General features: G+C 63.1%; 23 protein-coding genes. 10 read left to right on the top strand and 13 right to left on the bottom strand.

The features are described from left to right. Positions 1-236: 236 nt before the first annotated feature. The 3 genes from AC0L3L_RS34005 to rpsU all read right to left on the bottom strand — a co-directional run bounded on the left by AC0L3L_RS34005 (position 237) and on the right by rpsU (position 2,144). On the bottom strand, positions 237-710 hold the full coding sequence (locus AC0L3L_RS34005) for a DUF992 domain-containing protein (RefSeq protein WP_123151260.1): 474 nt from the start codon (positions 708-710) through the stop codon (positions 237-239). Between the two features lie 165 nt (positions 711-875). Beyond that, on the bottom strand, positions 876-1,721 hold the full coding sequence (locus AC0L3L_RS34000) for a tetratricopeptide repeat protein (protein WP_473527282.1): 846 nt from the start codon (positions 1,719-1,721) through the stop codon (positions 876-878). Positions 1,722-1,871: 150 nt separating this feature from the next. Next, complete coding sequence (gene rpsU, locus AC0L3L_RS33995; RefSeq protein ID WP_023675331.1) at positions 1,872-2,144, bottom strand: 30S ribosomal protein S21; 273 nt, start codon at positions 2,142-2,144, stop codon at positions 1,872-1,874. A gap of 409 nt (positions 2,145-2,553) precedes the next feature. On the opposite strand from rpsU, the gene AC0L3L_RS33990 reads away from it, so the two are divergent. Further along, positions 2,554-3,063, top strand: a complete 510-nt coding sequence (locus tag AC0L3L_RS33990) for a ferritin-like domain-containing protein (protein ID WP_473641618.1) — start codon at positions 2,554-2,556, stop codon at positions 3,061-3,063. Beyond that, the gene (locus tag AC0L3L_RS33985; protein WP_473641617.1) at positions 3,050-3,493 is read left to right on the top strand and encodes a DUF6766 family protein; all 444 of its coding nucleotides are present in this window, start codon (positions 3,050-3,052) and stop codon (positions 3,491-3,493) included. Before AC0L3L_RS33990 ends, AC0L3L_RS33985 begins: the two co-directional genes overlap by 14 nt. 87 nt (positions 3,494-3,580) lie before the next feature. Here AC0L3L_RS33985 and AC0L3L_RS33980 read toward each other — a convergent pair whose 3' ends face one another. Both AC0L3L_RS33980 and AC0L3L_RS33975 read right to left on the bottom strand, forming a co-directional pair. After that, positions 3,581-3,967, bottom strand: coding sequence for an SET domain-containing protein (locus AC0L3L_RS33980; protein WP_473641615.1), 387 nt, complete (start codon positions 3,965-3,967; stop codon positions 3,581-3,583). 109 nt (positions 3,968-4,076) lie between these two features. Next, positions 4,077-4,835: an SDR family oxidoreductase gene (locus tag AC0L3L_RS33975; protein ID WP_473641613.1), complete on the bottom strand. Its 759-nt coding sequence runs from the start codon at positions 4,833-4,835 to the stop codon at positions 4,077-4,079. A 261-nt stretch (positions 4,836-5,096) separates the two neighbouring features. Between AC0L3L_RS33975 and AC0L3L_RS33970 the strand changes: the two genes are divergently transcribed. The 5 genes from AC0L3L_RS33970 to AC0L3L_RS33950 all read left to right on the top strand — a co-directional run bounded on the left by AC0L3L_RS33970 (position 5,097) and on the right by AC0L3L_RS33950 (position 10,581). Next, on the top strand, positions 5,097-6,350 hold the full coding sequence (locus AC0L3L_RS33970; RefSeq protein WP_473487979.1) for a sarcosine oxidase subunit beta: 1,254 nt from the start codon (positions 5,097-5,099) through the stop codon (positions 6,348-6,350). Between the two features lie 88 nt (positions 6,351-6,438). Beyond that, positions 6,439-6,735 (top strand): sarcosine oxidase subunit delta, encoded by a 297-nt coding sequence (locus AC0L3L_RS33965; RefSeq protein ID WP_095492142.1) that lies wholly within the window; start codon positions 6,439-6,441, stop codon positions 6,733-6,735. Then, on the top strand, positions 6,732-9,725 hold the full coding sequence (locus tag AC0L3L_RS33960; protein ID WP_473487978.1) for a sarcosine oxidase subunit alpha: 2,994 nt from the start codon (positions 6,732-6,734) through the stop codon (positions 9,723-9,725). Before AC0L3L_RS33965 ends, AC0L3L_RS33960 begins: the two co-directional genes overlap by 4 nt. Continuing rightward, positions 9,718-10,299: a sarcosine oxidase subunit gamma gene (locus tag AC0L3L_RS33955; protein ID WP_473487977.1), complete on the top strand. Its 582-nt coding sequence runs from the start codon at positions 9,718-9,720 to the stop codon at positions 10,297-10,299. The genes AC0L3L_RS33960 and AC0L3L_RS33955 overlap by 8 nt, the downstream gene beginning before the upstream one ends. A gap of 51 nt (positions 10,300-10,350) precedes the next feature. Continuing rightward, positions 10,351-10,581 (top strand): hypothetical protein, encoded by a 231-nt coding sequence (locus AC0L3L_RS33950; RefSeq protein ID WP_292182999.1) that lies wholly within the window; start codon positions 10,351-10,353, stop codon positions 10,579-10,581. Between the two features lie 86 nt (positions 10,582-10,667). On the opposite strand, the gene AC0L3L_RS33945 is transcribed toward AC0L3L_RS33950, so the two are convergent. The 4 genes from AC0L3L_RS33945 to AC0L3L_RS33930 form a co-directional block, all read right to left on the bottom strand. After that, positions 10,668-10,913 (bottom strand): DUF680 domain-containing protein, encoded by a 246-nt coding sequence (locus AC0L3L_RS33945; RefSeq protein WP_473487976.1) that lies wholly within the window; start codon positions 10,911-10,913, stop codon positions 10,668-10,670. A gap of 219 nt (positions 10,914-11,132) precedes the next feature. Beyond that, positions 11,133-11,780 (bottom strand): TetR/AcrR family transcriptional regulator, encoded by a 648-nt coding sequence (locus tag AC0L3L_RS33940; RefSeq protein ID WP_473487975.1) that lies wholly within the window; start codon positions 11,778-11,780, stop codon positions 11,133-11,135. A 98-nt stretch (positions 11,781-11,878) separates the two neighbouring features. Then, positions 11,879-12,373, bottom strand: a complete 495-nt coding sequence (locus AC0L3L_RS33935) for a MaoC family dehydratase (RefSeq protein WP_029348059.1) — start codon at positions 12,371-12,373, stop codon at positions 11,879-11,881. Positions 12,374-12,399: 26 nt separating this feature from the next. After that, a complete protein-coding gene (locus tag AC0L3L_RS33930) occupies positions 12,400-13,215 on the bottom strand; it encodes an SDR family oxidoreductase (RefSeq protein WP_473487974.1) in 816 nt (271 codons plus the stop codon). A gap of 189 nt (positions 13,216-13,404) precedes the next feature. Between AC0L3L_RS33930 and AC0L3L_RS33925 the strand changes: the two genes are divergently transcribed. Further along, the gene (locus AC0L3L_RS33925; RefSeq protein WP_473494280.1) at positions 13,405-13,668 is read left to right on the top strand and encodes a DUF4258 domain-containing protein; all 264 of its coding nucleotides are present in this window, start codon (positions 13,405-13,407) and stop codon (positions 13,666-13,668) included. Continuing rightward, a complete protein-coding gene (locus AC0L3L_RS33920) occupies positions 13,665-13,856 on the top strand; it encodes a DUF2283 domain-containing protein (protein WP_123151247.1) in 192 nt (63 codons plus the stop codon). Before AC0L3L_RS33925 ends, AC0L3L_RS33920 begins: the two co-directional genes overlap by 4 nt. Before the next feature lie 7 nt (positions 13,857-13,863). On the opposite strand, the gene AC0L3L_RS33915 is transcribed toward AC0L3L_RS33920, so the two are convergent. From AC0L3L_RS33915 to AC0L3L_RS33905, 3 genes are all read right to left on the bottom strand, one after another. Beyond that, a complete protein-coding gene (locus AC0L3L_RS33915) occupies positions 13,864-16,995 on the bottom strand; it encodes an efflux RND transporter permease subunit (protein WP_473641611.1) in 3,132 nt (1,043 codons plus the stop codon). Continuing rightward, a complete protein-coding gene (locus AC0L3L_RS33910; RefSeq protein WP_473641609.1) occupies positions 16,995-18,149 on the bottom strand; it encodes an efflux RND transporter periplasmic adaptor subunit in 1,155 nt (384 codons plus the stop codon). The genes AC0L3L_RS33915 and AC0L3L_RS33910 overlap by 1 nt, the downstream gene beginning before the upstream one ends. A gap of 260 nt (positions 18,150-18,409) precedes the next feature. Further along, positions 18,410-19,339, bottom strand: a complete 930-nt coding sequence (locus AC0L3L_RS33905) for a LysR family transcriptional regulator (RefSeq protein WP_473641608.1) — start codon at positions 19,337-19,339, stop codon at positions 18,410-18,412. A 127-nt stretch (positions 19,340-19,466) separates the two neighbouring features. On the opposite strand from AC0L3L_RS33905, the gene AC0L3L_RS33900 reads away from it, so the two are divergent. Continuing rightward, positions 19,467-20,246: an alpha/beta fold hydrolase gene (locus AC0L3L_RS33900; RefSeq protein WP_473487969.1), complete on the top strand. Its 780-nt coding sequence runs from the start codon at positions 19,467-19,469 to the stop codon at positions 20,244-20,246. A 304-nt stretch (positions 20,247-20,550) separates the two neighbouring features. Here the strand turns inward: AC0L3L_RS33900 and AC0L3L_RS33895 are convergent, their stop codons facing one another. Then, a complete protein-coding gene (locus tag AC0L3L_RS33895) occupies positions 20,551-20,979 on the bottom strand; it encodes a CBS domain-containing protein (RefSeq protein ID WP_473641635.1) in 429 nt (142 codons plus the stop codon). Positions 20,980-21,482 lie beyond the last annotated feature (503 nt).

Raw genomic sequence — 21,482 nt, 5'->3', positions numbered from 1 at the left:
ACGGGCACGCGGCGCTTCGGGGACGGGTTGTAGAACCTCAACCACAGTTGAGCTCAAGCGGTTTTTGCGGGTGCGCTGAGATGCTGATGAACGCGAGAAGTCAGGGTGATCGAAGGTTGATGCCGGCGGCGATCATGGCGTCAGCGATGATCATCGTTGGCATGGCGGTATTCCAAAAATCATGCGGCGCGGAACAGTCCAATCCTGTTCCGCGCCGCAGAGCCACGCTATGGCGCTTATTTGAAAGAGTGGATCAGCTCCAGTGAGGTGACGGCGACGGCCAGGTTGACGCCGGTCTGCGCCTGCACGTTGAGAGGCTGCAGCGAGAAGGCGCTGTTCAGTCCGCCGACCAGAAGGTTGGCGCCGCCGCCGGTCACCAGGCTGGCCTCGGCGTTGACGCCATAATAGCTGCCGGCAAGATCGCCGGAATTACGATCGCGGGTGGCCGCCAGAACTGCCCATATCAATTCGCCCTGGTACGTCCTGCCGACGTCGACGCCGAGCTTGGAAATGACCCCGGTATAGGCTTCGGGGGGACCGCCATGATGAGGGCGAAAGGTGCAGGCCACGCCTTTGTTGGATGTGACGATGTAGCCGGTGCCGCCGTCGATGGTGCAGTCGAGCACGCCAAGCTCCAGCCTGCCCGCGCTGGCAGGGGCAGCAAGCACCGTGGCGGCGAGGGCGGCGGCACAGGCGAGTTTCTTGATCATGGGAGGGGTCCTTTTCGCGAATTGCCTTGAACAACGGCTGAACACCCCGAGCGTTCCGCCGAAAACTTGGCGCGATCAAGGCGAGCGTCAATGCACAGTCATTGAAGGTTTCGAAGGCATGCCAAACGGCAGGCCTGCCATATCAGGCCGAAACGCCGCCGTCGGTCAGCCGGTGCTGGTGCGCGCCAGGCCGTCCCTGGCCGGCTGGTAGGTGGGGTTGAGGCGCACTGCCTCGCGGTAGGATTTTGCCGCCTTGGCCTTGTCGCCGCGCCGCTCGTAGATCAGCGCCTGGTTGGACCAGGCCTCGGCATTCTTGCCGTCGAGCTTGATCGCCATGTTGATGTCGGCGAAGGCATTGTCCTCATCGTTCATGGCGAGGTAGGAGAGGCCGCGGCCATTGTAGGGTTCGGCGGCGTCCGGCGCCAGCGAGATGGCGGTCGAGAAATCCTCGATGGCGAAAGCGTGCTGGCCCTGGCTCTGATAGATCAGGCCGCGATTGTGATAGGCGCGCGCATCTGTGGTGTCGAGCTGGATCGCTTTCTGGAAATCGTTGAACGCTTCCTGGATGCGGCCGGCTTTTCGGTAGAGATTGCCGCGGCCGATATAGGCGGCGTCATAGTCGGGATTGATCTGGATCGAGCGGTTGTAGTCGGCAAGCGCGGCCGCCTGGTCGCCGAGGAAGCGCTGGATGAGAGCGCGGTTCGAATAGGCCTGGTAGAAATTCGGATTGAGCTGGATGGCGGTATTGAAGTCCTTGAGCGCCGCCTGATACTGGCCGCCGCGGCCATAGGCCGAGCCGCGCACATTGTAGCCTTCCGGATCCTGGGGGCTGCGCTGGATAACGGCCGACAGCGAGGAGATGTTTTCGGCCGACCCTTGTGCCTTGTCGATGTTGGTGAATTCGCCGGTCGGGGCTGTCTGGCAGCCGGCGAGCGCTAAGCCGGAAAGCAGGGCTGCCGTCAGGGCGAAGCCGCGTATTGCGGTTCTGCGCTCCACGCTTGTTGCATTCATGTCTGCTCTGTCCTCACTGCCCGCCGCGCCGTCAGGTCTGTTCCCTCTCCGAACCGGCCCTCTCCGAACTGGTCGAATTCAACAAAAAGGTGGCGGCGATTACGCATCGCGCCACCCTGGGTATCCTTCGAAAAGGACGAAAAATTGGCGTCAGAACCGCGGCGGACGCGGAGCACCGGCACCAGCAGCACCAGCCGCCACCGGGCGTGGCGTCATCGGCAGCAGGCCTTCGCGCTGGGCGCGCTTGCGGGCCAGCTTACGGGCGCGGCGAACGGCTTCCGCCTTTTCGCGGGCGCGCTTCTCGGAAGGCTTCTCATAATGTCCGCGCATCTTCATTTCGCGGAAGATGCCTTCGCGCTGCATCTTTTTCTTGAGCGCGCGAAGCGCCTGATCAACATTGTTGTCGCGGACGAGTACCTGCACGGGCAATCCTGTCTTTCGGGTTTGTTAACAACAGGCAAGTGGCCATAGTCGCTTGCCTCCGCGGCGGTCTACACCACGAATTGTGGCGGCTGATAGCAGAATCATGCCGCTCTGTCCACTGCCGAAACGAAAAACCCGCCTCGGCGGCGGGTCGTCGGCGCAAATCAGCATGATGCGGAAATCAATAGCATAACTGCCGTCACAAAGCAAGGAATTACGACCTCTGGTAGTAGATTTGCCTTCTCGGGGCGGGCTCTCCGCACCGATGAGCGATCGTTGGCGTTTTCTTCGCCACCGATAAATTCTGGCTGCCCCAATCCGGCAGAACGCTCCGCCCGGCTCTATCAACGAAGGAACCAACCTCGTTCCCCAATGGTTGTTGCGGCGAAACAAGCACAGGGGAAAACCGATGTCAGGCACCCGTGAATGGCTCGTCCAATGGCTCAAGGATGCGCATGCGATGGAGGAGCAGGCCGAAACCATGCTGAACGGACTGCTGAGCCGGCTGGAGAGTTATCCCGAGCTCAGTAAGCGCATCAGGCTGCACCTTGATGAGACGAAGGGACACGCCGCGCGCCTCAGAACCTGCCTCGAAAGACTGGGCGAAGATGCATCCGCGCTGAAGGACGCCGGCGGCAAGCTGCTGGCGATGGCGCAGTCCCTAAGCGGCGTCTTCGCCGGCGACGAGGTGATGAAAGGCTCACTCGCGAGCTACACCTTCGAGCATATGGAGATCGCCTCCTACACGATCCTAATCGCAACCGCCGAATCCCTCGGCGAAACAGAGATCGCCCGGGCCTGCGAACAAAATCTGCGTGAGGAGGAGGCGATGGCCGAGTGGCTGAAAAACAAGCTGCCCGCGACTACGCAGCAGTTCCTGGCTCGCTCGGCGTCGGACAGCGACAATGCCAAGCGGTAACGACAGCAGGCCGGCGGGCAATGTGAAACGATCTTCGGTGTGGCGCGCCTACAGCTACGCCTGGATCACCCTCGGCTTCTTCATCATTTCGCTTTTCGGCCACTGGGTTTTCGGCTGGTTCGCCTATCTCGACGAGCAGCGAGCGCTTGGCCAACCGCCCGAGTTCGGCGGCTATCTGATCGAGATGAGCCGCGACACGCTCGAGAACTGGCAGTCGGAATTCCTGCAGCTGCACTGGCAGGTCGGTGGCCTGGCGTTCCTGCTCTTCGTCGGATCGCCGCAATCGAAGGAGAGTACCGACCGTATGGAGGCCAAGATCGACGCGCTTCTCAGGCTTGTCGATCCAGAGAAGGGCAAGGAGGCGATTCGGGAGCTGGACCTGCAGTACGACGGCCGCCACACCGACGAGCCGCATTCTCACCGGAACTAGGGCTGGAAACGTGGCCTGGAGCCGATCGTCGACCCGGGCCGTTTTATGGTCAGCATTCGCAACAGAGCAAGCGGACAGGCGCTTCCTCTATGCCGTGGCCAAATGAAGCCGCTCGAAATCCTCGAAGAACTCGCCATAGTCGCAGGTTATCTCCTCGCCCGCCGCTATGTCGCGGATCGCGGTTGCCCCGCCATGCCGAGAAAAATCCGTGTTCGGCCTTTCGGAATGGTTCATGAAGCGGCCGTTGTCGACTTCATAGACCATGAATCCGGGCCGGTCCGGGCTTGGATAGGCATATCTGTCGAGTAATTCCCTGAGGTGCGGCGGCGCCGTCTTATATTTTTCCAGCGGGATCAGCCGGTCGAAATCCGGATCGAGCCGCCAGATCGACGCTCCCTTCCTGATCGGCTCGGCGGCGAACACGCCGACGCCCTCGATTGCGCTCGCGGCGATGTAGGTCCTGATCAGCAGCATGTTTTAGGCCCGTCTTCGAACAGAAGTGTCCGAAGAAATCGCCAAATCGCGCTGGAAAGCAAGACCGCTTTTGCGACATTGCGGCTCGCTCGCCCACGCGGGAAACGCCTCACGTCCGGCTGATCGAGACACCGCCATCGGCAAACAGCGCCGCGCCGGTGGTGAAGCTCGACGCGTCTGACGCCAGGTAGAGCGCCGAGCGGGCGATCTCTTCAGGCTCGGCAACGCGCTTCAAGGCATGCAGGTTTTCGACGAAGGCTCGCGATTCAGGTGTCTTGAATGTTGCCGAAGGCGTGTCGGTGCCGCCCGGCAGCAGCGCGTTGACCCGCACGCCTTTCGCGCCATATTCGGCGGCAAGCACCTGCGTCAATCCGATCAGCCCGGCCTTGCTTGCGGCATAGCTGGTCATGCCGGGCATGCCGACGGTATGGCCGACGAAGGTAGAGGTGAAGATCAGCGATCCGCCGCCGCGTTCGACCATCGCCGGCACCTGATATTTCGCGCCGAGAAAGGCGCTGGTCAGGTTGGTGTCGAGCGTCTCTCGCCATCCCTCCAGCGACAACTCCGAAATCGGACCCATCTTGCCGACCGAGCCGGCGTTGTTGAAGGCGATATCCAGCCCGCCGAATTTCTCGACCGCCAGCTCGACAAGGGCTTTGGCATAGGCTTCATCGCGAACGTCGCCGGCAAGCGCAATGGCGGTGCCGTCGGCCTCCTCGATTTCCGCGACGAGCGCGTCCAGCTCTGCCTGGCGACGGGCAGCGACGACCAGCTTGGCGCCAGCCTCGGCAAACACCTTGGCCGTGGCGCGGCCGATGCCAGAGCTGGCGCCGGTGACGATGGCGACCTTGTTGGCGAGTGCGAGCATTTTTGCATCCTTTTTTCGCGCCAGCTTTGCCGGCAATCGGGATGTTGATCGCAGGTCGAGGCGGTGCGAGCCACCCGATACCTGCGAAGGCGTCCGGAGGCGTCGTTCGGTTCGTTGCTTCGACAGGTCTTTTTGGCCATGGCGCAAAACGGCAAGCGCCGTCGCAAACAGCGCAAGGCTGGCAGCGCGGTTTCGCTAGTGATACACCTCGCGCGCCGGGGCTCGATTGGATGTCCGGCCGCTATCTGCGAGGCTGGAACGTTGAAGAAATATTCGGTATTCGCCATCGCCCGCGAGGCCATGCGCGGCCACAAGGGCTGGGAGGAACAGTGGTCCTCGCCGGAGCCGAAGAAGGAGTACGACGTCATCATCGTCGGCGCCGGCGGCCATGGCCTGGCCACCGCCTACTACCTGGCAACGGTGCACGGCGTCACCAATGTCGCGGTGCTGGAAAAGGGTTGGCTCGGCGGTGGCAACACCGGCCGCAACACCACCATCATCCGCTCCAACTATCTCTATGACGAGAGCGCCGGCATCTACGACCATGCGCTGAAGCTGTGGGACGGGCTCAGCCAGGAGCTCAACTACAACGTCATGTATTCGCCGCGCGGCGTCATGATGCTGGCGCACAATGTGCACGACATCCAGGTTTTGAAACGCCACGTCCATGCCAACCGGCTGAACGGCATCGACAATGAATGGCTGACGCCGGAAGCCGCCAAGGAGTTCTGCCCGCCGCTCAACATTTCGCGCGATGCGCGCTATCCGGTGATGGGCGCGACCCTGCAGCGTCGCGGCGGCACCGCGCGGCACGATGCCGTAGCCTGGGGCTATGCGCGCGGCGCCTCGGCGCGCGGCGTCCACATCATCCAGAATTGCGAAGTCACCGGCGTCAAGCGGGCGCCGAATGGCGCGGTCACCGGCGTCGAGACGACGCGCGGCTTCATCGGCGCCAAGAAGGTCGGCGTCGTTGCCGCCGGGCATTCGTCCGTCATCATGAACATGGCCGGCGTGCGCATGCCGCTGGAAAGCTATCCGCTGCAGGCGCTGGTGTCGGAGCCGGTCAAGCCGGTCTTCCCCTGCGTGGTGATGTCGAACACGGTGCACGCCTATATCTCGCAGTCCGACAAGGGCGAGCTGGTCATCGGCGCCGGCACCGACCAATATATCTCCTATTCGCAGACCGGCGGCCTGCATATCCTGCAGCACACGCTCGACGCCATCTGCGAGATGTTCCCGATGTTCACCCGCATGAAAATGCTGCGGTCGTGGGGCGGCATCGTCGACGTGACGCCCGACCGCTCGCCGATCCTGGCCAAGACGCCGGTGCCCGGCCTCTATGTCAATTGCGGCTGGGGCACGGGCGGCTTCAAGGCGACGCCCGGCTCGGGCCATGTCTTTGCCCACACCATCGCCAGGGACGATCCCCACCCGATCAACGCGCCCTTCACCATCGAGCGCTTCCGCACCGGCCGGCTGATCGACGAGGCGGCAGCGGCAGCGGTGGCACACTGATGATGGCTCCCTTCGGGATGTTGGGTCAGGGGCTTTGCGATCAACCGGCCGGCGCCCGCGTCGGCCATGGCGAATTGTAGGAACAACCATGCTTCTCATCCGCTGCCCCTATTGCGAGGAAGAGCGTCCGGAACTCGAATTCCGCAACGCCGGCGAGGCGCATATTGCACGTTCGGCAGATATGGCCGCGACAAGCGATGACGACTTCGAAAAGTTCTTCTTCATCCGCTCGAATCCCAAAGGCATCATTTATGAGCGCTGGCGGCACATGCATGGCTGCGCGCGGTTCTTCAATGCCGTGCGCGACACCGTCAGCGACAGGTTCCTGATGACCTACAAGGCCGGCGAACCCAAGCCGGCGAAGCTGCCGGGAGCCGCCAAATGATCGCAGCGTTCCGCATTCCCGGCGCCGGGCGCCTCAAGCAGGCAGAGACGACCCGCTTCAGCTTCGACGGCCAGTCCTATGCCGGTGTCGAGGGCGATACGCTGGCCTCGGCGCTGCTTGCCAACGGCGTGCATCTGGTCGGCCGTTCGTTCAAATACCACCGCCCGCGCGGCTTCCTGTCCGCTGGGGCGGAAGAGCCCAATGCGCTGGTCGAGATCAAGCGCGACTCCGCCAGGAAGACACCAAATGTCCGCGCCACGGTGCAGGAGCTCTATGACGGGCTGACTGCACAGTCGCAGAACCGCTGGCCGTCGCTTTCCTTCGACGTCAGTGCGGTCGGCGACATCGCCTCGCCGCTGCTTTCGGCCGGCTTCTACTACAAGACCTTCATGTGGCCGAAGTCCGCCTGGAAAAACCTCTACGAGCCCAAGATCCGTGCCGCCGCCGGCCTCGGCGTCGCCCCCGACCAGCCGGATCCCGACCATTATTCGGCGCGCTACGCCCATTGCGACGTGCTGGTGCTGGGCGGTGGTGCTGCCGGCATCGCCGCCGCACTTGCCGCGGCCGAAACCGGCGTGCGCGTGATCCTTGCCGACGAGCAGGCGGATTTCGGCGGCAGCCTTCGTTTCGAGAGCGGCGCCAAGGTCGACGGCCAGGACGGTTTTGGCTGGGCGCAGGCGGCAGTCGCGCAGCTCAAGGCCATGAACAATGTCCGCGTGCTGTCCCGCACCACGGCCTTCGGCTATTATGCGCAGAATTTCGTCGGGCTGGTCGAGCGCGTCAGCGATCACCTGCAGAACCCCGGCCGCGACCTGCCGCGCGAGCGGCTGTGGCAGGTTCGCGCCAAACGCGTGGTGCTGGCGACCGGCGCCATCGAGCGGCACATGGTGTTTGCCGACAACGACCGGCCCGGCATCATGCTGGCGTCAGCGGCGCGCACCTATCTCAACCATTACGGCGTCGCGGTCGGCAGGAATGTCGGCGTCTATACGGCCAATGATTCCGCCTATGCGGCGGCGATCGACCTCAAGAAAGCCGGCGTCGGCGTGGCGGCGATAGTCGACCTGCGCGACAACCCGACCGGGTCGGTGATCGACGAGGCGAGGGCGCTCGGCATCGAGGTCAATTTCGGCCGCGCGGTGATCCGCGCGGGCGGCAAATTGCGAGTCTCGTCGATGACCGTGCAGCCGAAGAATGGCGGCGGCGAGCGCACCATCCCGGTCGACGCCATCCTGATGTCGGCCGGCTGGACACCGTCGGTGCATCTGTTCTCGCAGTCGCGCGGCAAGGTTGCCTTCAACGACGAGACCAAGCGCTTCGTGCCCGGCACCTACGCGCAGGACTGTGTCTCCGTCGGCGCCTGCAACGGCACGGACGGGCTGTCGGCGACGATCGAAGAGGCCTATGCGGCGGGCGCCAAGGCGGCAAAAGATGCCAGCGCCAACACCGTCAAGGGAACCAAGCCGAAGGTCGACGCCAGCGAGAGCTGGTCGCGCGGCATGCTGGGTGCGGCGCCCGGCGCCGGGCCGGATACGACAGTCAAGGCCTTCGTCGATTTCCAGAACGACGTCACCGCCAAGGACATCCGCCAGGCGGTGCATGAAGGCATGCGCTCGATTGAGCACGTCAAGCGCTTCACCACCAACGGCATGGCGACCGACCAGGGCAAGACCTCGAACATGCACGGCCTGGCTATCGCCGCCGAGACGCTGGACAAGCCGATCCCGCAGGTCGGCCTGACGACGTTCCGGGCGCCCTACACGCCGGTGACCTTCGGCGCGATCATCGGGCACGCGCGGGGTCCGCTCTTCGACCCAACCCGCAAGACGGCGATCCATCCCTGGGCCGAGGCTCAAGGTGCGATGTTCGAGGATGTCGGCCAATGGAAGCGCGCCTGGTATTTTCCGAAGGCGGGCGAGGACATGCACACCGCCGTCGATCGTGAGTGTGTCACGGTGCGCAAGACAGCCGGCCTGTTCGACGCCTCGACGCTGGGCAAGATCGAGGTGGTCGGGCCGGATGCGGCCAAATTCATGGAACTGCTCTACACCAATCCGTGGGAGAAGCTGGAGCCCGGCCGCTGCCGCTATGGCATCATGCTGCGCGAGGACGGTTTCATCTATGACGACGGCGTGGTGGGAAGACTTGCAGTCGACCGTTTCCATGTGACGACGACGACGGGCGGTGCGCCGCGTGTCATGAACCATATGGAGGATTACCTCCAGACCGAGTTCCCGCATCTCAATGTCTGGCTGACCTCGATCACCGAGCAATGGGCGGTGATCGCCGTGCAGGGACCGAAGTCCCGGGAGATCATCGCGCCGCTGATCGAGGGCATCGACATGTCGGACGGGGCGCTGCCGCATATGTCGGTGCGCGAGGGCAGGATTTGCGGCGTGCCGACAAGGCTGTTCCGCATGTCGTTCACCGGCGAGCGCGGCTTCGAGGTCAACGTGCCGGCCGACTACGGCCAGGCCGTCTGGGAAGCGTTGTGGGCCGAGGGCCAGAAGCATGGCGCCGGCGCCTACGGCACCGAGGCGATGCACGTGCTGCGTGCGGAAAAGGGCTACATCATCGTCGGCCAGGACACCGACGGCACGGTGACGCCAAACGACGCCGGGCTCGACTGGGCCGTCGGCAAGAAGAAGGCCGATTTCGTCGGCGTTCGCGGCATGGCGCGGCCGGATCTTGTCGCCAAGGGCCGCAAGCAGCTGGTCGGCCTGAAGACCAAAGACCCTAAGGTGGTGCTGGAAGAAGGCGCGCAGATCGTCGGCGATCCGAAGCAGGCGATCCCGATGACCATGATCGGCCATGTCACCTCGAGCTACTGGTCGGAAAATTGCGGTCGCTCGATCGCGCTGGCCCTGGTTGCCGGCGGCCGCGACCGGATGGGTGAGACGCTTTACGTGCCGATGCCCAACGGGACGATCGAGGTGGAGGTCACGGGCATGGTGTTCTTCGACGAGAAGGGGGAGCGCCTCAATGGCTAAGGTTGCCGCGAAGAAATCTGCAGCCGCTGCGCCGTCGGTCGAACGCCGGCCGGTCCTCGCGGGCCAGGAGCTTTCCGTAACCGGCGTTACGCTTGCAGTGTTGCAGCCGGCGGAGCGTATTTCGCTGCGCGCGCCGGACGCCTCGGTCGCGGCGCTTTCGAAGGCGCTCGGCGTGACCCTGCCGCGAAAGCCCAAAACTTCGGCGGCGAAGGCCGGGCGCACGGCGTTGTGGCTTGGGCCAGACGAATGGCTGGTCATCGATGAGGTGGGAAGAGACCCGCTCGCCGACTGCGCCGAGGTGACAGTGCTGCATTCTGCGGTCGGCATCTCGCATCGCAACGTCGCCATATCGGTCACCGGCCCGGCAGCGGCGGCGACGATCAATTCAGGCTGCCCGCAGGATCTGTCGCTCGACGCCTTTCCGGTCGGCGCGGCGTCGCGCACCATTCTGGGCAAGGTCGAAATCGTGCTGCTGCGCACCGCGACCGACGCGTTCCGCGTTGAATGCTGGCGTTCCTTTTCCGATTATGTCTTTACTTTCCTGTCGGAGGCGGCAGGCGACGCAGCGGCTTAGGAATACTCGCTGCGCTCGGCTGTTGCCGGAGCAAGTCGAGGGAGAATGTCGATGCCGTCGAAATCGGCGCCGAATCCACCGGTCCAGAAGACGCCGGCCGTGCGCTCGTTCGAACACGAGCAGCACCAAGAACCAAACATTGAAGAGGAACTCGAGGAAGGGCTTGAGGACACGTTTCCGGCCAGTGATCCCGTGTCAATCACCGGGACCTCCATTTCCGGTGCTCCCGCAAGACCCGGCAAGGCCAAGATCGTGGCCGGAATGAAGAAGCGAAGGAAATAGCTTCCATCGGGCTCCAGCAGCGCCGGGCTGAAATGGCCACGAAAACGGGCGGTCAGGATTTCCTGTCGCCCTTTTGTCTTCGAACCTCAGAACGTGCTTGGCACGATCCACGGATCGATGTCGATACCGAGCCGCGGGCCCTTGTTTTCAGTCGAGCCGTTGCGAGTGGCCGAGCCTGACTTTTCGACCGATCCGGTCGCGTCGCAATCGAGCTCGATGTTGATGTCGGCGCAGGCTGCGGCCGGCGCCTGCTTGCCGGGCTGGCTCTGGCCGGCGAAGGCCGCGCCCGAGAATGCCAGGACGGCCGCGAGGGCGAAGATCGGCTTTCTCATCTTCTGTCTCCAGTTCAACCGCTGAATTTTCCGTACATGTACGGTAAAGCGTACATATACACCCGGCAATCAGAGGGTTCAAGCCAGAAGTCGTACATGTACGAAAATTTTATGTGGATGTTGGGAATCGCGTCGCACCAGCGCGCGCCGAGTTGCGCACGCGGCGCCGTTCACCCGTGCCGTACACGATCTTCAGGTACCCGAAACCGAAGGAACCTTTCAGCAGCAGTTGACCCGCGTCTCGGTCAGCGGCGGCACGTCCTGGGTGGCCAGCGCGGCAAGCGTGAAGTCGCACATCCGCTTGACGAAAGCCTGCTGGTCGCCGAACGGATAGAAAGGAAAGGTGATCAGCAGCGAGATCGTGCCGTGACCGACCGCCCATAGCATGGTGGCGATGGCGCGCGGGTCGCCCTTCAGCCTGCCGGCGGCAACGCAGGCCTCGACCCTATTGATCAGCACTTTCATCAACGGGTTGCCCTCTTGCATCTCGGCGAAGTTCCTGCCTTCCGGGGGCTTGACCTTTTCGGTCATGAACACCGTGCGATACTCGTTGGGGTTGCCAAGGCCGAAGGCCGCGTATTCGGTCATCACCACCCGCAGCGCCTCGATCGGATCGTCGGCCGGGTGATCCTCGATACGCTTTGCCAGAGTCTCGAACGCATCCTCGGCCAGCGCGAACAGAATGTCCTGCTTGTCGGCGAAATAGGAATAGACCGACATCGGTGCATAGCCGACGCGCTTGGCCAGCTTGCGTATGGTGAGGCCTTCATAGCCTTCCTCCTGCACGAGCTTGTGCGCCGCATCGACAAGTTCGGAGCGCAGTTCGGCCTTTTGTTTCTCGCGGCGTGTCTGGACGCTGAGCGGCAATTTTCGCCTGCCTTTATTGTTAGTGGCTGGCTAAATTATATACGCTGTACGGAATCGGACAAGATGATCGCCGTAACAGGGCTACCGGCGTTCGCCACTCAAGCCGCTTCTGGCTGGCGTTCGATCAATGTCAGCGTCAGCCAGCGCGCGGTCAGCGCCGGTTTTTTCGACCCCTCGATCTCGATGGTCACATCATGCGCCGTCTGCACCCAGCCCGACGGCCTGACCTTGACGTCGGCCAGCACGAATCGGGTGCGGATGCGCGCGCCGGTCTTCACCGGCGCCAGGAAGCGCAGCGAATCGAAGCCATGATTGACGCCCATCTTGCTGTTTTCGAGCGGCGGCATGGTCTCGAAGGTCATCGCCGACAAAAGCGAAAGCGACAGGAAGCCATGCGCGATGGTGCCGCCGAACGGCGTCTCGCGCTTGGCGCGCTCCGGATCGCAATGGATGAACTGGTGGTCGTCGGTGGCATCGGCGAATTGGTCGATCATGCGCTGCGAGACCACCCGCCAGGGCGACACGCCGACTTCCTTGCCGACGCTGGCCAGAAGCACATCGAGACTGATCGGTTCCACGCTGATGTCCTCCATTTCAACCGTCCGGAACGCGAGCGGCTTCATTCCTTGAACAGTGTCAGCCCATGCTGCACCGACTGCCCGCCATCGATCGGCAGGATGGCGCCGGTGACATAGCTGCCGGCACGGCTGCACAAATAGAGCGTTGCGCCGGCAATGTCATCCGGCGCGCCGATGCGGCCGATCGGAACATGGCCGCCGACATGCTTGGCCTGGTCCTCGGTCGCGGTGGCGAAGGCGGTCATCCGGCTCTGGAAGGGGCCGGGCGCGAACGCGTTGACGGTGACGCGGCGGGCGGCGAACTCGATCGCCAAGGTGCGCGTCAGATGATGAACAGCAGCCTTCGACGCAGCGTAAGAGTAGGCGTCGTCGGCCAATGGCTGCGTGCCCATCACCGAACCCAGATTGATCACCCGGGCCGGATCGGCATCGCTGGCGGCGGCGTCGAGCAGCGGCAGAAGCTCGCGCGTCAGATGGAAGACGGCGGTGACGTTGACGCCGAACACCTTGGCCCAGGCATGGTAGGGGAAGCTTTCCAGCGGCGCGCCCCAGGAAACGCCGGCATTGTTGACCAGGATGTTCAGCCGCTCGGCCCGCGCCTTGACCTCATCGACCAGCGCTGCGATGCCAGCTTCGCTGGAGACATCGCCGGCAAAGCCTTCGGCCCGGCCGGAGCCGCCGAGGCCGTTCAGTTCGCCGGCAACCCTGATGCAATCCTCGCCCTTGCGCGAGGCGATCATCACGGTTGCGCCGGCCCTGACCAAAGCGGTTGCAGCCATGCGGCCGATGCCGGTCGCAGCCCCGGTCACCAGCGCGGTCTTGCCGGCCACCGAAAACAGCTCGTCCAGATAGCTCATTGCAATTTCCTCCGGATAATTCCCTCGCTCCTGCCCCCTTGTCCAGACGAAATGGCTCGCGTTGACAAGGCTTCCCGAAGTACGATCATTCCTTGCCACGGGTAAAGTGCCTAAACCGAGGCGATGGGGCGCGTGTTGGCTGACTGGCCGGGCCCGGCGGCACGGTGTTGATCGGGATATGGCTGCGGAATGATTGCGAAACGCCCGCTGCTGTACACCAACCATGCCGAGACAGTCATTCGTGAACGTTCGCTCGACAAACGCTGGATCGAACGAGCTGTGTGGGAACCGGATTGGCAAGCGGCGGATGTGAAAGACACCTCGGTGATACGTCTGTACAAGCGGGTGCCCGAAAATGGCAATCGCATCCTGCGCGTCGTCTGTGTGGTAACGCCTGAGGAAATCCGTATACTGTCTGTCTACTTCGATCGCGGGGCGAGAAGGCCGAAATGACACTCAAACTCGAATATGACCCGGAAGCTAATGCTGCCTACATCCGTTTTTCCTCGGAAGCGATTCAGGAAAGCGAGGAAGTTTCCGCAGGCATAGTCCTCGACTATGATGCTGAGGGTCACATCGTCGGCATGGAGGTGCTGGATGCCCGAGAACACCTTCCCGCCGCGATGTTGAAGGCTGCCTGACCCGAACCTACTCCGCCGGGTCGACATTGGTGTAGGCGGCTTCCTCGAGCTCGCGCTTCAGCCGCGATGCCTCTTCCACCTTCGGCGTGACGAAGCGGCCGAGCAGGAGATAGGCGACCGGCGTCAGGAACAGCGTCGACACGGTGGCCAAACCCAGGCCGCCGACGATCACCCAGCCGAGCGCGATGCGCGCCTCGGCGCCGGCGCCGCTCGCCAGCACCAGCGGCACACCGCCGAGCACGGTGCAGATCATCGTCATCACCACCGGCCGCAGCCGGATGGTGGAGGCCTGCTCGATCGCCTCGCGCACGCCGAGCCCGCGGTCGCGCAACTGATTGGCGAACTCGACGATCAGAATGCCGTTCTTGGCCATCACGCCGACCAGCAGCACCAGGCCGATCTGGCTGTAGGCGTTGAGGCTGGTGCCGCTGAGCAAAAGGGCAAAGATCGCGCAGGCGAGGCCGAGCGGCACCGTCGCCATGATGATGACCGCGCTGACGAAGCTCTCGAACTGTGCGGCGAGCACCAAAAGAATGATGACCAGCGAGAAGCCGAAGATGGTGATCATGGCGCTGTTGGTCTCACCCAGCGTCGCCGCCTCGGCCAACGGCACGATGCGGCTGCCCGCCGGCAGCAGCGGCGTGGCGATTGCCTCGGCGCGGGTCAGCGCCTGGCCGAGTGCGAAATCGCTGCTGAGGTTGGAGGTGATCGCCACCGACGGCTGCTGCTGCTCGCGGGTCAGCGAGGGCGGTACGGCGCGCTCGGTCAACGTGGCGATGGTCGACATCGGCACGAAGCGGCCGTCGGCCGTCTTCAGGAAGATGTTCTCCAAATCGGTCGGATCGTTGATCGGGTTGGTCGTCGAGACGAGCTTCACCCCGTAGCTGCGGTCGGCGATATAGACGTCGACGACATCATTGCCGTCGAGCATGGCCTGGGAGGTATCGGCAAGCCCGGTAATGTCGATGCCGAGGTCGGAAGCGCGCTCGCGGTCGATGGCGACGGAAAGTTGGGGTTGCGTCGGGTCGACGGAGAGCCGCGGCGACTGGAAGCGGGGATCCTTCTGCATCTCGGCGATGATCTTCACCGCAGCGTCGCCGAGCGCCGCACGGTTGTTGCCGACCAGCGCGAACTGCAGGCCGTTGCCGGCGCCGCGAATACCGAGGCTGTTGGGCTGTATCGGAAAGACGCGCACGCTCGGCACCTGCCGGGTGAGCCGGCTGATGTCGGCCATGATCTGCTGCTGGCTGCGGTCGCGCTCGTCCCATGGCGCCAGCGTCATCACCATGAAGCCGGCGTTGTAGGCGCCGTTCCGGCCGGCGCTCTCGAAGGTGTTGCGGATTTCGCCGGAATCGCGCAGCGGCTGGATCAGTTTTTCGATCTTCTGCATCTGCTGCGTCGTGTAGTCGAGGCTGACGCCTTGCGGCGCGTCGACGCGCATGAGCACGACGGCACGATCCTCGGTCGGCGTCAGTTCCTGGCGAATCGTGCCGAACAGCGTGAAGGCGGTGGCTCCAAACAGCAGCGCGACCAGGAGCACGATCCACGGCGCATCGAGGCAGGTACGTAGGCAGCGCCGGTAGAGCCTGTTCAGCGCGCCGCCGATGCGGGCGCCGATGCCGCTGCGGCCTTCGTGATGAAGCGGCGCGACCGACAGCATGCGCGAGGCAAGCATCGGACAAAAGGTCAGCGCCACGACGGCGGACAGAAGCACCGATATTGCGAGAACGAAGCCGAATTCGCGAAACAGGCCGCCGGTCTGGCCGGGCAGGAAGGAGATCGGCACGAACACGGCGACCAGCGTCAGCGTCGTGGCGATGACGGCGAAGAACACTTCCTGGGCGCCAAGCACGGCCGCGGCGCGTGGCCCCATGCCTTCGTTGCGTCGTCGCACGATATTTTCGAGAACGACGATGGCGTCATCGACGACCAGGCCCGTCGCCAGCACCAGGGCGAGCAGCGTCAATATGTTGACCGAGAAGCCGGCGAGATAGATGGCGGCGATCGTCCCGATCATGGCGACCGGCATCGCAAGCCCCGGAATGAGCGTCGCGCGCCAGTCGAGGAGAAACACGTATATGACGATCAGCACGATGGAGACGGACAGGCCGAGTGCGATTTCGACTTCATGCACCGCGCCGTTGACGAAGACCGCATCGTCGCTGGTGACCTTGATCGACATGCCCTGGGGCAGATCCGCCTGCAGCGTGGCGACCGCGGCTCTGACGCCGGTCGAAATATCCAGCGTGTTCGATTCCGCCTGGCGGATGATGCCGAGACCGATGCCGGTCTTGCCGTTCGAGCGCAATGTGGTCTGGCCGATGTCGGGGCCGAGCGTGACGGTGGCGACGTCGCGGATGCGGGTCGTGCCGCCGATGATGATGTTTTCGAACTCCTCCGGCGTGGTCACGTCCGCCGTCGGACGCACGATCAGGTCCTGGTTGGTCGTGGTGATCGAACCGGCCGGCGAATCGAAAGCGACCGAAGCCAGCGCTGTCCTCAGGTCGGCGACGGTGAAGCCCAGGCTGGCAAGTTTGTTCTGGTCGACATCGATGCGGAAGATCTTGTCGCGGTCGCCATAGACCTGGACGTCGGCAACGCCGGGCACGGCGGCAAGCTCGTCCTCGATCTGGTCCTGGACTAGCACCGTCATGTCCTGCACCGACATGGTGTCGGAGGTGACAGCCAGCCGCATCACCGGCTCGGAATTGGCGTCGGCCTTGACGATGCGCGGCGCATCCGCCGTGTCAGGCATCTGGTCGACGACGCGGCCAACGCCATCGCGCACATCGGAGGCGGCGACGTCGAGGTCGACGCCGTCGTTGAATTCGATGGTGACGCGGCTCGTGCCGAAGGACGAGGTGGACGAGATCGACTTCACACCGGAGACGCGGGCGACCGCGCCCTCAATCACGTCGGTCAATTCGCGGTCGACGGTCTCGGCCGCAGCGCCTTCAAAGGTCGTGTTAACGGTGACGACGGCGCGATCGACATCAGGCAGTTCGCGGACCTCGACACCGTAGAAGGCAGCAAGGCCGGCGACCGCGATCAGCGTGTTCAAGACCAAGGCCATCACCGGCCTGCGGATGAACAGCGCGGTGAAGCCTGTGTCGCCGGCGGCGTTGTTGGTTGCGGTCATCAGCCGTCGGCGTCCGCGGCGCGCTGTTCTTCGCCGGCGATGCGGACCTCGCCGCCTTCGCTGACGCTCTGGGTGCCTTCGGTCACCACCATGTCGCCGCTGACGATCGGGGCGTCGATCAGCACGGTCTCGGTGTTGCGCTGGATGATGCGCACGGCCACCCGCTTGGCCTTGCCGTCCACGATGGCCCAGATATAGGCGCCGTCCGAACCCCACTGGATCGCCAGCGGACTGACCGCCGGATAGCTGTCGCCGGGGAATTTCATGGAGATCTGGAAGGACATGCCGGCACGCAGCGAATCGGCCGGGTTGGCGATCTTTGCCTTGACCAGGAGGGTACGGCTGGCTTCATCGATGTGGTTGTCGATAGCGGAAACCGTACCGGTATAGGCTTTGTTGGGATTGGCAATCGGCGTCGCCGACAATTGCGCGCCGATCTTGACGGCGGCGGCGAAGCGCTCCGGCACCCAGAATTCGACCAGTATGCTGGAGCGGTCGTCGAGGGTGGCGACCGCCGACTGGCTGGTCACATAGTTGCCGGCGGCAATCGGCAGGATGCCGACGACACCGGCGATCGGTGCGACGATCGAGCGGCGCTGCAAGGCCAGTTCCGCATCGCGAAGCGCCAGCTTGGCATTGGCCAGCACCACTTCGGCATCGGCAACGGCGACCGCTGTCGCAGCGTTGGAAGCCCGCAGCGATTTGACCCGGACGAGCTTGGCCTGCGCGTCCTGCAAAGCAACTTTGGCGCGGTCCTGTGCGATCACCTCGGTGTCGGAATCGAGGGTGGCGATCACCTGCCCCTTTTCGACATGCGCGCCGGACTCGACCAGAAATTCTACTAGGCGGCCGGAACTGTAGGGATTGATCGTCACCGAGGCGTTGGCGCGGCCGGTGCCGATCGCCTGCAGGCGATCGTTGATGATGGCGGCGGACGCCGGCAATGCAACGATAGTCACCCGCCGGCCGGCGGCGTTGCGGCTGCCTGCTTGCCCGGCGTTATCGACGGCGCCCGTTGGTGGCGTTGCGGCATAAGCCCAATCGATGCCCCAGCGCGCCAGCACATCCGGCGCGCCTGGAAAAAAGCGAACCCAGGCGGCCGCAGCCGCGACGAGGATCACAAGTGCAAATACGATCTGTTTCCAGGTGGCCATCGGCGCTCCGGTTGGCAAATATACCGCCTACGGTTCCCAAGGTGAAGTAGACGCGACGGCACACTCCGACACGCAGGATGACTCGTCGATATCAAAGCTTTATGGCAATTCTCCCGCTCGCTTGCACATTAAATCGGCGTAACGTTGATAAGGGCTAGCTCGGGTCAAACTGCATCAGCCGGCTACTGCCAAAGGGGGTAGTGGGTCAGTTTAACGCCCGGCGATGCGGCGGAAGAAGCGCTTTGTGCGCAGGATCGGCTTCAGATGTGGCTCCCTTTGCTGTCAATCCTCTTCAAGTCGAGCCGCGGAATGAGGAAGTCCAAGAATGCTTTAACCTTGGGCGGCTGAACGCCGCCTCCTGGCCGGATCGCATAGAGGGTCGGTTCGGGCCCTGCCCACTCGGGCAGGACACGAACCAGTCTTCCAGCCGCAACGTCCGACTTGACGCGCACATGGTTGGTCATGAACAGGCCAACTCCCTCCAGCAGGAACCCGTGAAGAGCCTCTGGATCGCTGGCGACGGCCACTGCTCGTACTTTGAACTGGGACTGCTCGCCGCCGCTCGACAGGGGCCATTCTACAGCCGGACGATTGAAATAGAATTCTGTCAACAGACAGGCATGTTCTGCCAGCTCCGAAGGATGCTGTGGCATTCCCGCACGTTCCAGGTAGGTCGGGGCTCCATAGATGCCCATCGGTAATGCGCCGAGCCGCCGAGCCGTGAGCGTGGAATCGGGCAGGGTGCCTTCCTGGAGCCGGAAAGCGATGTCTATGTCCTTGGTGACAAGATCGACGACTTCGTGCCCAAGAAGCAATTGCGGGAACACCTCTGGATAGAAGCGGCGAAACTCGGTGAGCAGCGGCGCGAGGACGCGAGTTGCCAGCCAATACGGGGCTGTAATCCGAAGCCACCCGCGCGGATGTTGCTGCAACTCCGCCACTGCGTTCTCCGCATCCTCCAGATTCTTCACCACTCGCTCGCAGTGCTGGAAATAAACCGCTCCCGCTTCAGTCAGCTTCAGGCTGCGCGTTGTCCGATTCAACAGTTGTGTCTGTAGTCTGGATTCCAGCTCCTGCACCTTCCGGCTGATCCGTGTCTTCGGCACCTTGAGCACGCGCGCCGCCGCTGTGAAGCTCCCTTCCTGCACCACCTTTACGAAAGCGACCGTATCGCTGAAGTCGCGCAGCATTTGCGTCCTCCAGGATTGTCTCTCATTTTGAGACATTGATGTCCGAATCCGCTCGATAATCAAGTCAGACCCTTCAGGGTAGATCATGATTGTCCTATCAACAGCAAAATCCAACTGGAGAATTATTATGATCAAATCCCTAGCGATCGCCGTCGGTGCGCTGACGCTTTCGGCAACTGCTGCCGACGCACAGAGCGCGCCGCTCCGCAATATCGTTCTCGTCCACGGCGCATTTGCCGACGGAGCTGGATGGCGAGGCGTCTACGACCAACTGACAAGTCGTGGCTATAAAGTCTCGATCGTCCAGAACCCGCTCACGTCGTTCGAAGACGATGTAGCCGCAACGCGTCGCGTGCTCGCCCGGCAGGATGGGCCAGCCATTCTCGTCGGCCATTCCTACGGTGGCACGGTAATTACAGAAGCCGGCGACGCTGCCAATGTTGCGGGCCTCGTCTATGTCGCTGCCTTCGCTCCAGATGTCGGTCAGTCCACGCTGGACCAATATGCCGAGGTTCCTCCTCCGCCGAACTTTCAGCCTGACGTGCAGCCCGATGGCTTCGCGTTCCTGAAGACTGAGACGTTTAAGGCCGGCTTTGCCGGGGACACCGACAATGCCGACGCCGCATTCCTGCGCGACTCACAGGTGCCGATCGCTATGAAGGCGCTTGAGGCCAAGGTGACGACGGCGGCGTGGAAGACCAAGCCAAGCTGGTACGTTGTCGCGACTGAGGACGGCGCTATTGCGCCCGAACTGCTTCGGAGCACCGCCGATCGTATCGGGGCGGTCACGACCGAAGTCAAAGGCAGCCATGTGGTGTTCCTTACCCAGCCACAGGCCGTAGCCGAGGTCATCGAACAGGCTGCCAAGGGTGTGGTGCTGGGCGATACCGCGGTGGCACCGAACTGACATCGCCCAATCGTAGCTCTGAGCCACGGCAAGAGCGCAAGCGAAAACGTGCAAAATACTAGTGCAGCCCGGGGGCGTCATCGACGCTCCCGGCATAGGCAGGGAAGGTGTGGTTAGGGCTCGGTCGAGCCATCGCTTTGGGCTCTTTGAGACGCGACAACGCTAGAGGCCATTTCAAACCGACTCGTGCCGCCGCTCCTCTTTTTGTTTGAGCATCGGATATCCCCACACCGGTACCCACTTTGGGTCCGATGTTAGTGCGGGCCGCTGAACTCAGTCCGATCTCGCCTGCCGGGCAGAGCGCTTACGTCGCGTGTGCGCCGCCGGGCACGACCACGCCGGACATCGCGATTCCGACGGTTGCCGGATCTTCCTTCAGCGCCGCGTCCGCGAGCGAGACCACGCCCACCAGGCGCTTGTCGCGATTGAGGACGGGCAACCGCCTGACCTGGATATCGCCCATGTTCTGGACGACGTGCTCGATATCTTCGTCCTCGAAGCAGTATTTGACATCCTCGGTCATCGCGTCGCGGACTGTCGCGTTGCCGTCCTTGCCTTCGGCGACCGCACGCACGACGATGTCACGGTCGGTGATCGTTCCGACGAGTCGGTCGTTTTCTCCGACCGGCAGAAATCCGACGTCGTCAACCGCCATTCGTTTCGCGATTTTCTGCAGCGACTCGCCAGGACTGGCGAGATGGACGTTGGGGGTCATTATCTCAGCGACTTTCATGGTGAATCTCCCTGTTGGTGCCCAGAACGGCACCACCGCCTGCGGTCGTAGAGCGATATTGGCCTGGAAGACTTGCTGAGGACCTCAGGCCTGTCGCGCTGCGACGCTCGCTCGGCGGTCCCGTTCTTCGCTGATGGAACTAACAGCCGGGCCGAATGGTTCCAGCCATGATCCTTGAATTTTCCTGTTTTGTTCCCATATAAGCTCACAGGACCGGAGACGGCTCCGCCGCATGGGGACAGGTGAGCTCCTGGTCCCGTGCGGTTCAAATTTTCATGGTGAGAACCTTCGGATCGTGGCGATCCAGCCGGTCTACCTGAAGTTGTCCAGCCCGGAGACAACAAATCGTACCTAAGACATGGTGTGGTGCACCCTGAACTGGGACGCAAAAAGGGTAACAGTTCTCCGTAAAAAAAGACGGAAATCGTTGTTGACACTTTGGACGGCTGCCGACTATATACGCCTCACCAACGAGGGCGGCGCGCCGCTGGCGACGAAGAAGT

The sequence above is a fragment of the Mesorhizobium sp. WSM4849 genome, from assembly GCF_055811385.1.
Note: the sequence above shows the minus strand (reverse complement) of the source record. Positions and strands in the feature narration are given on the sequence as shown.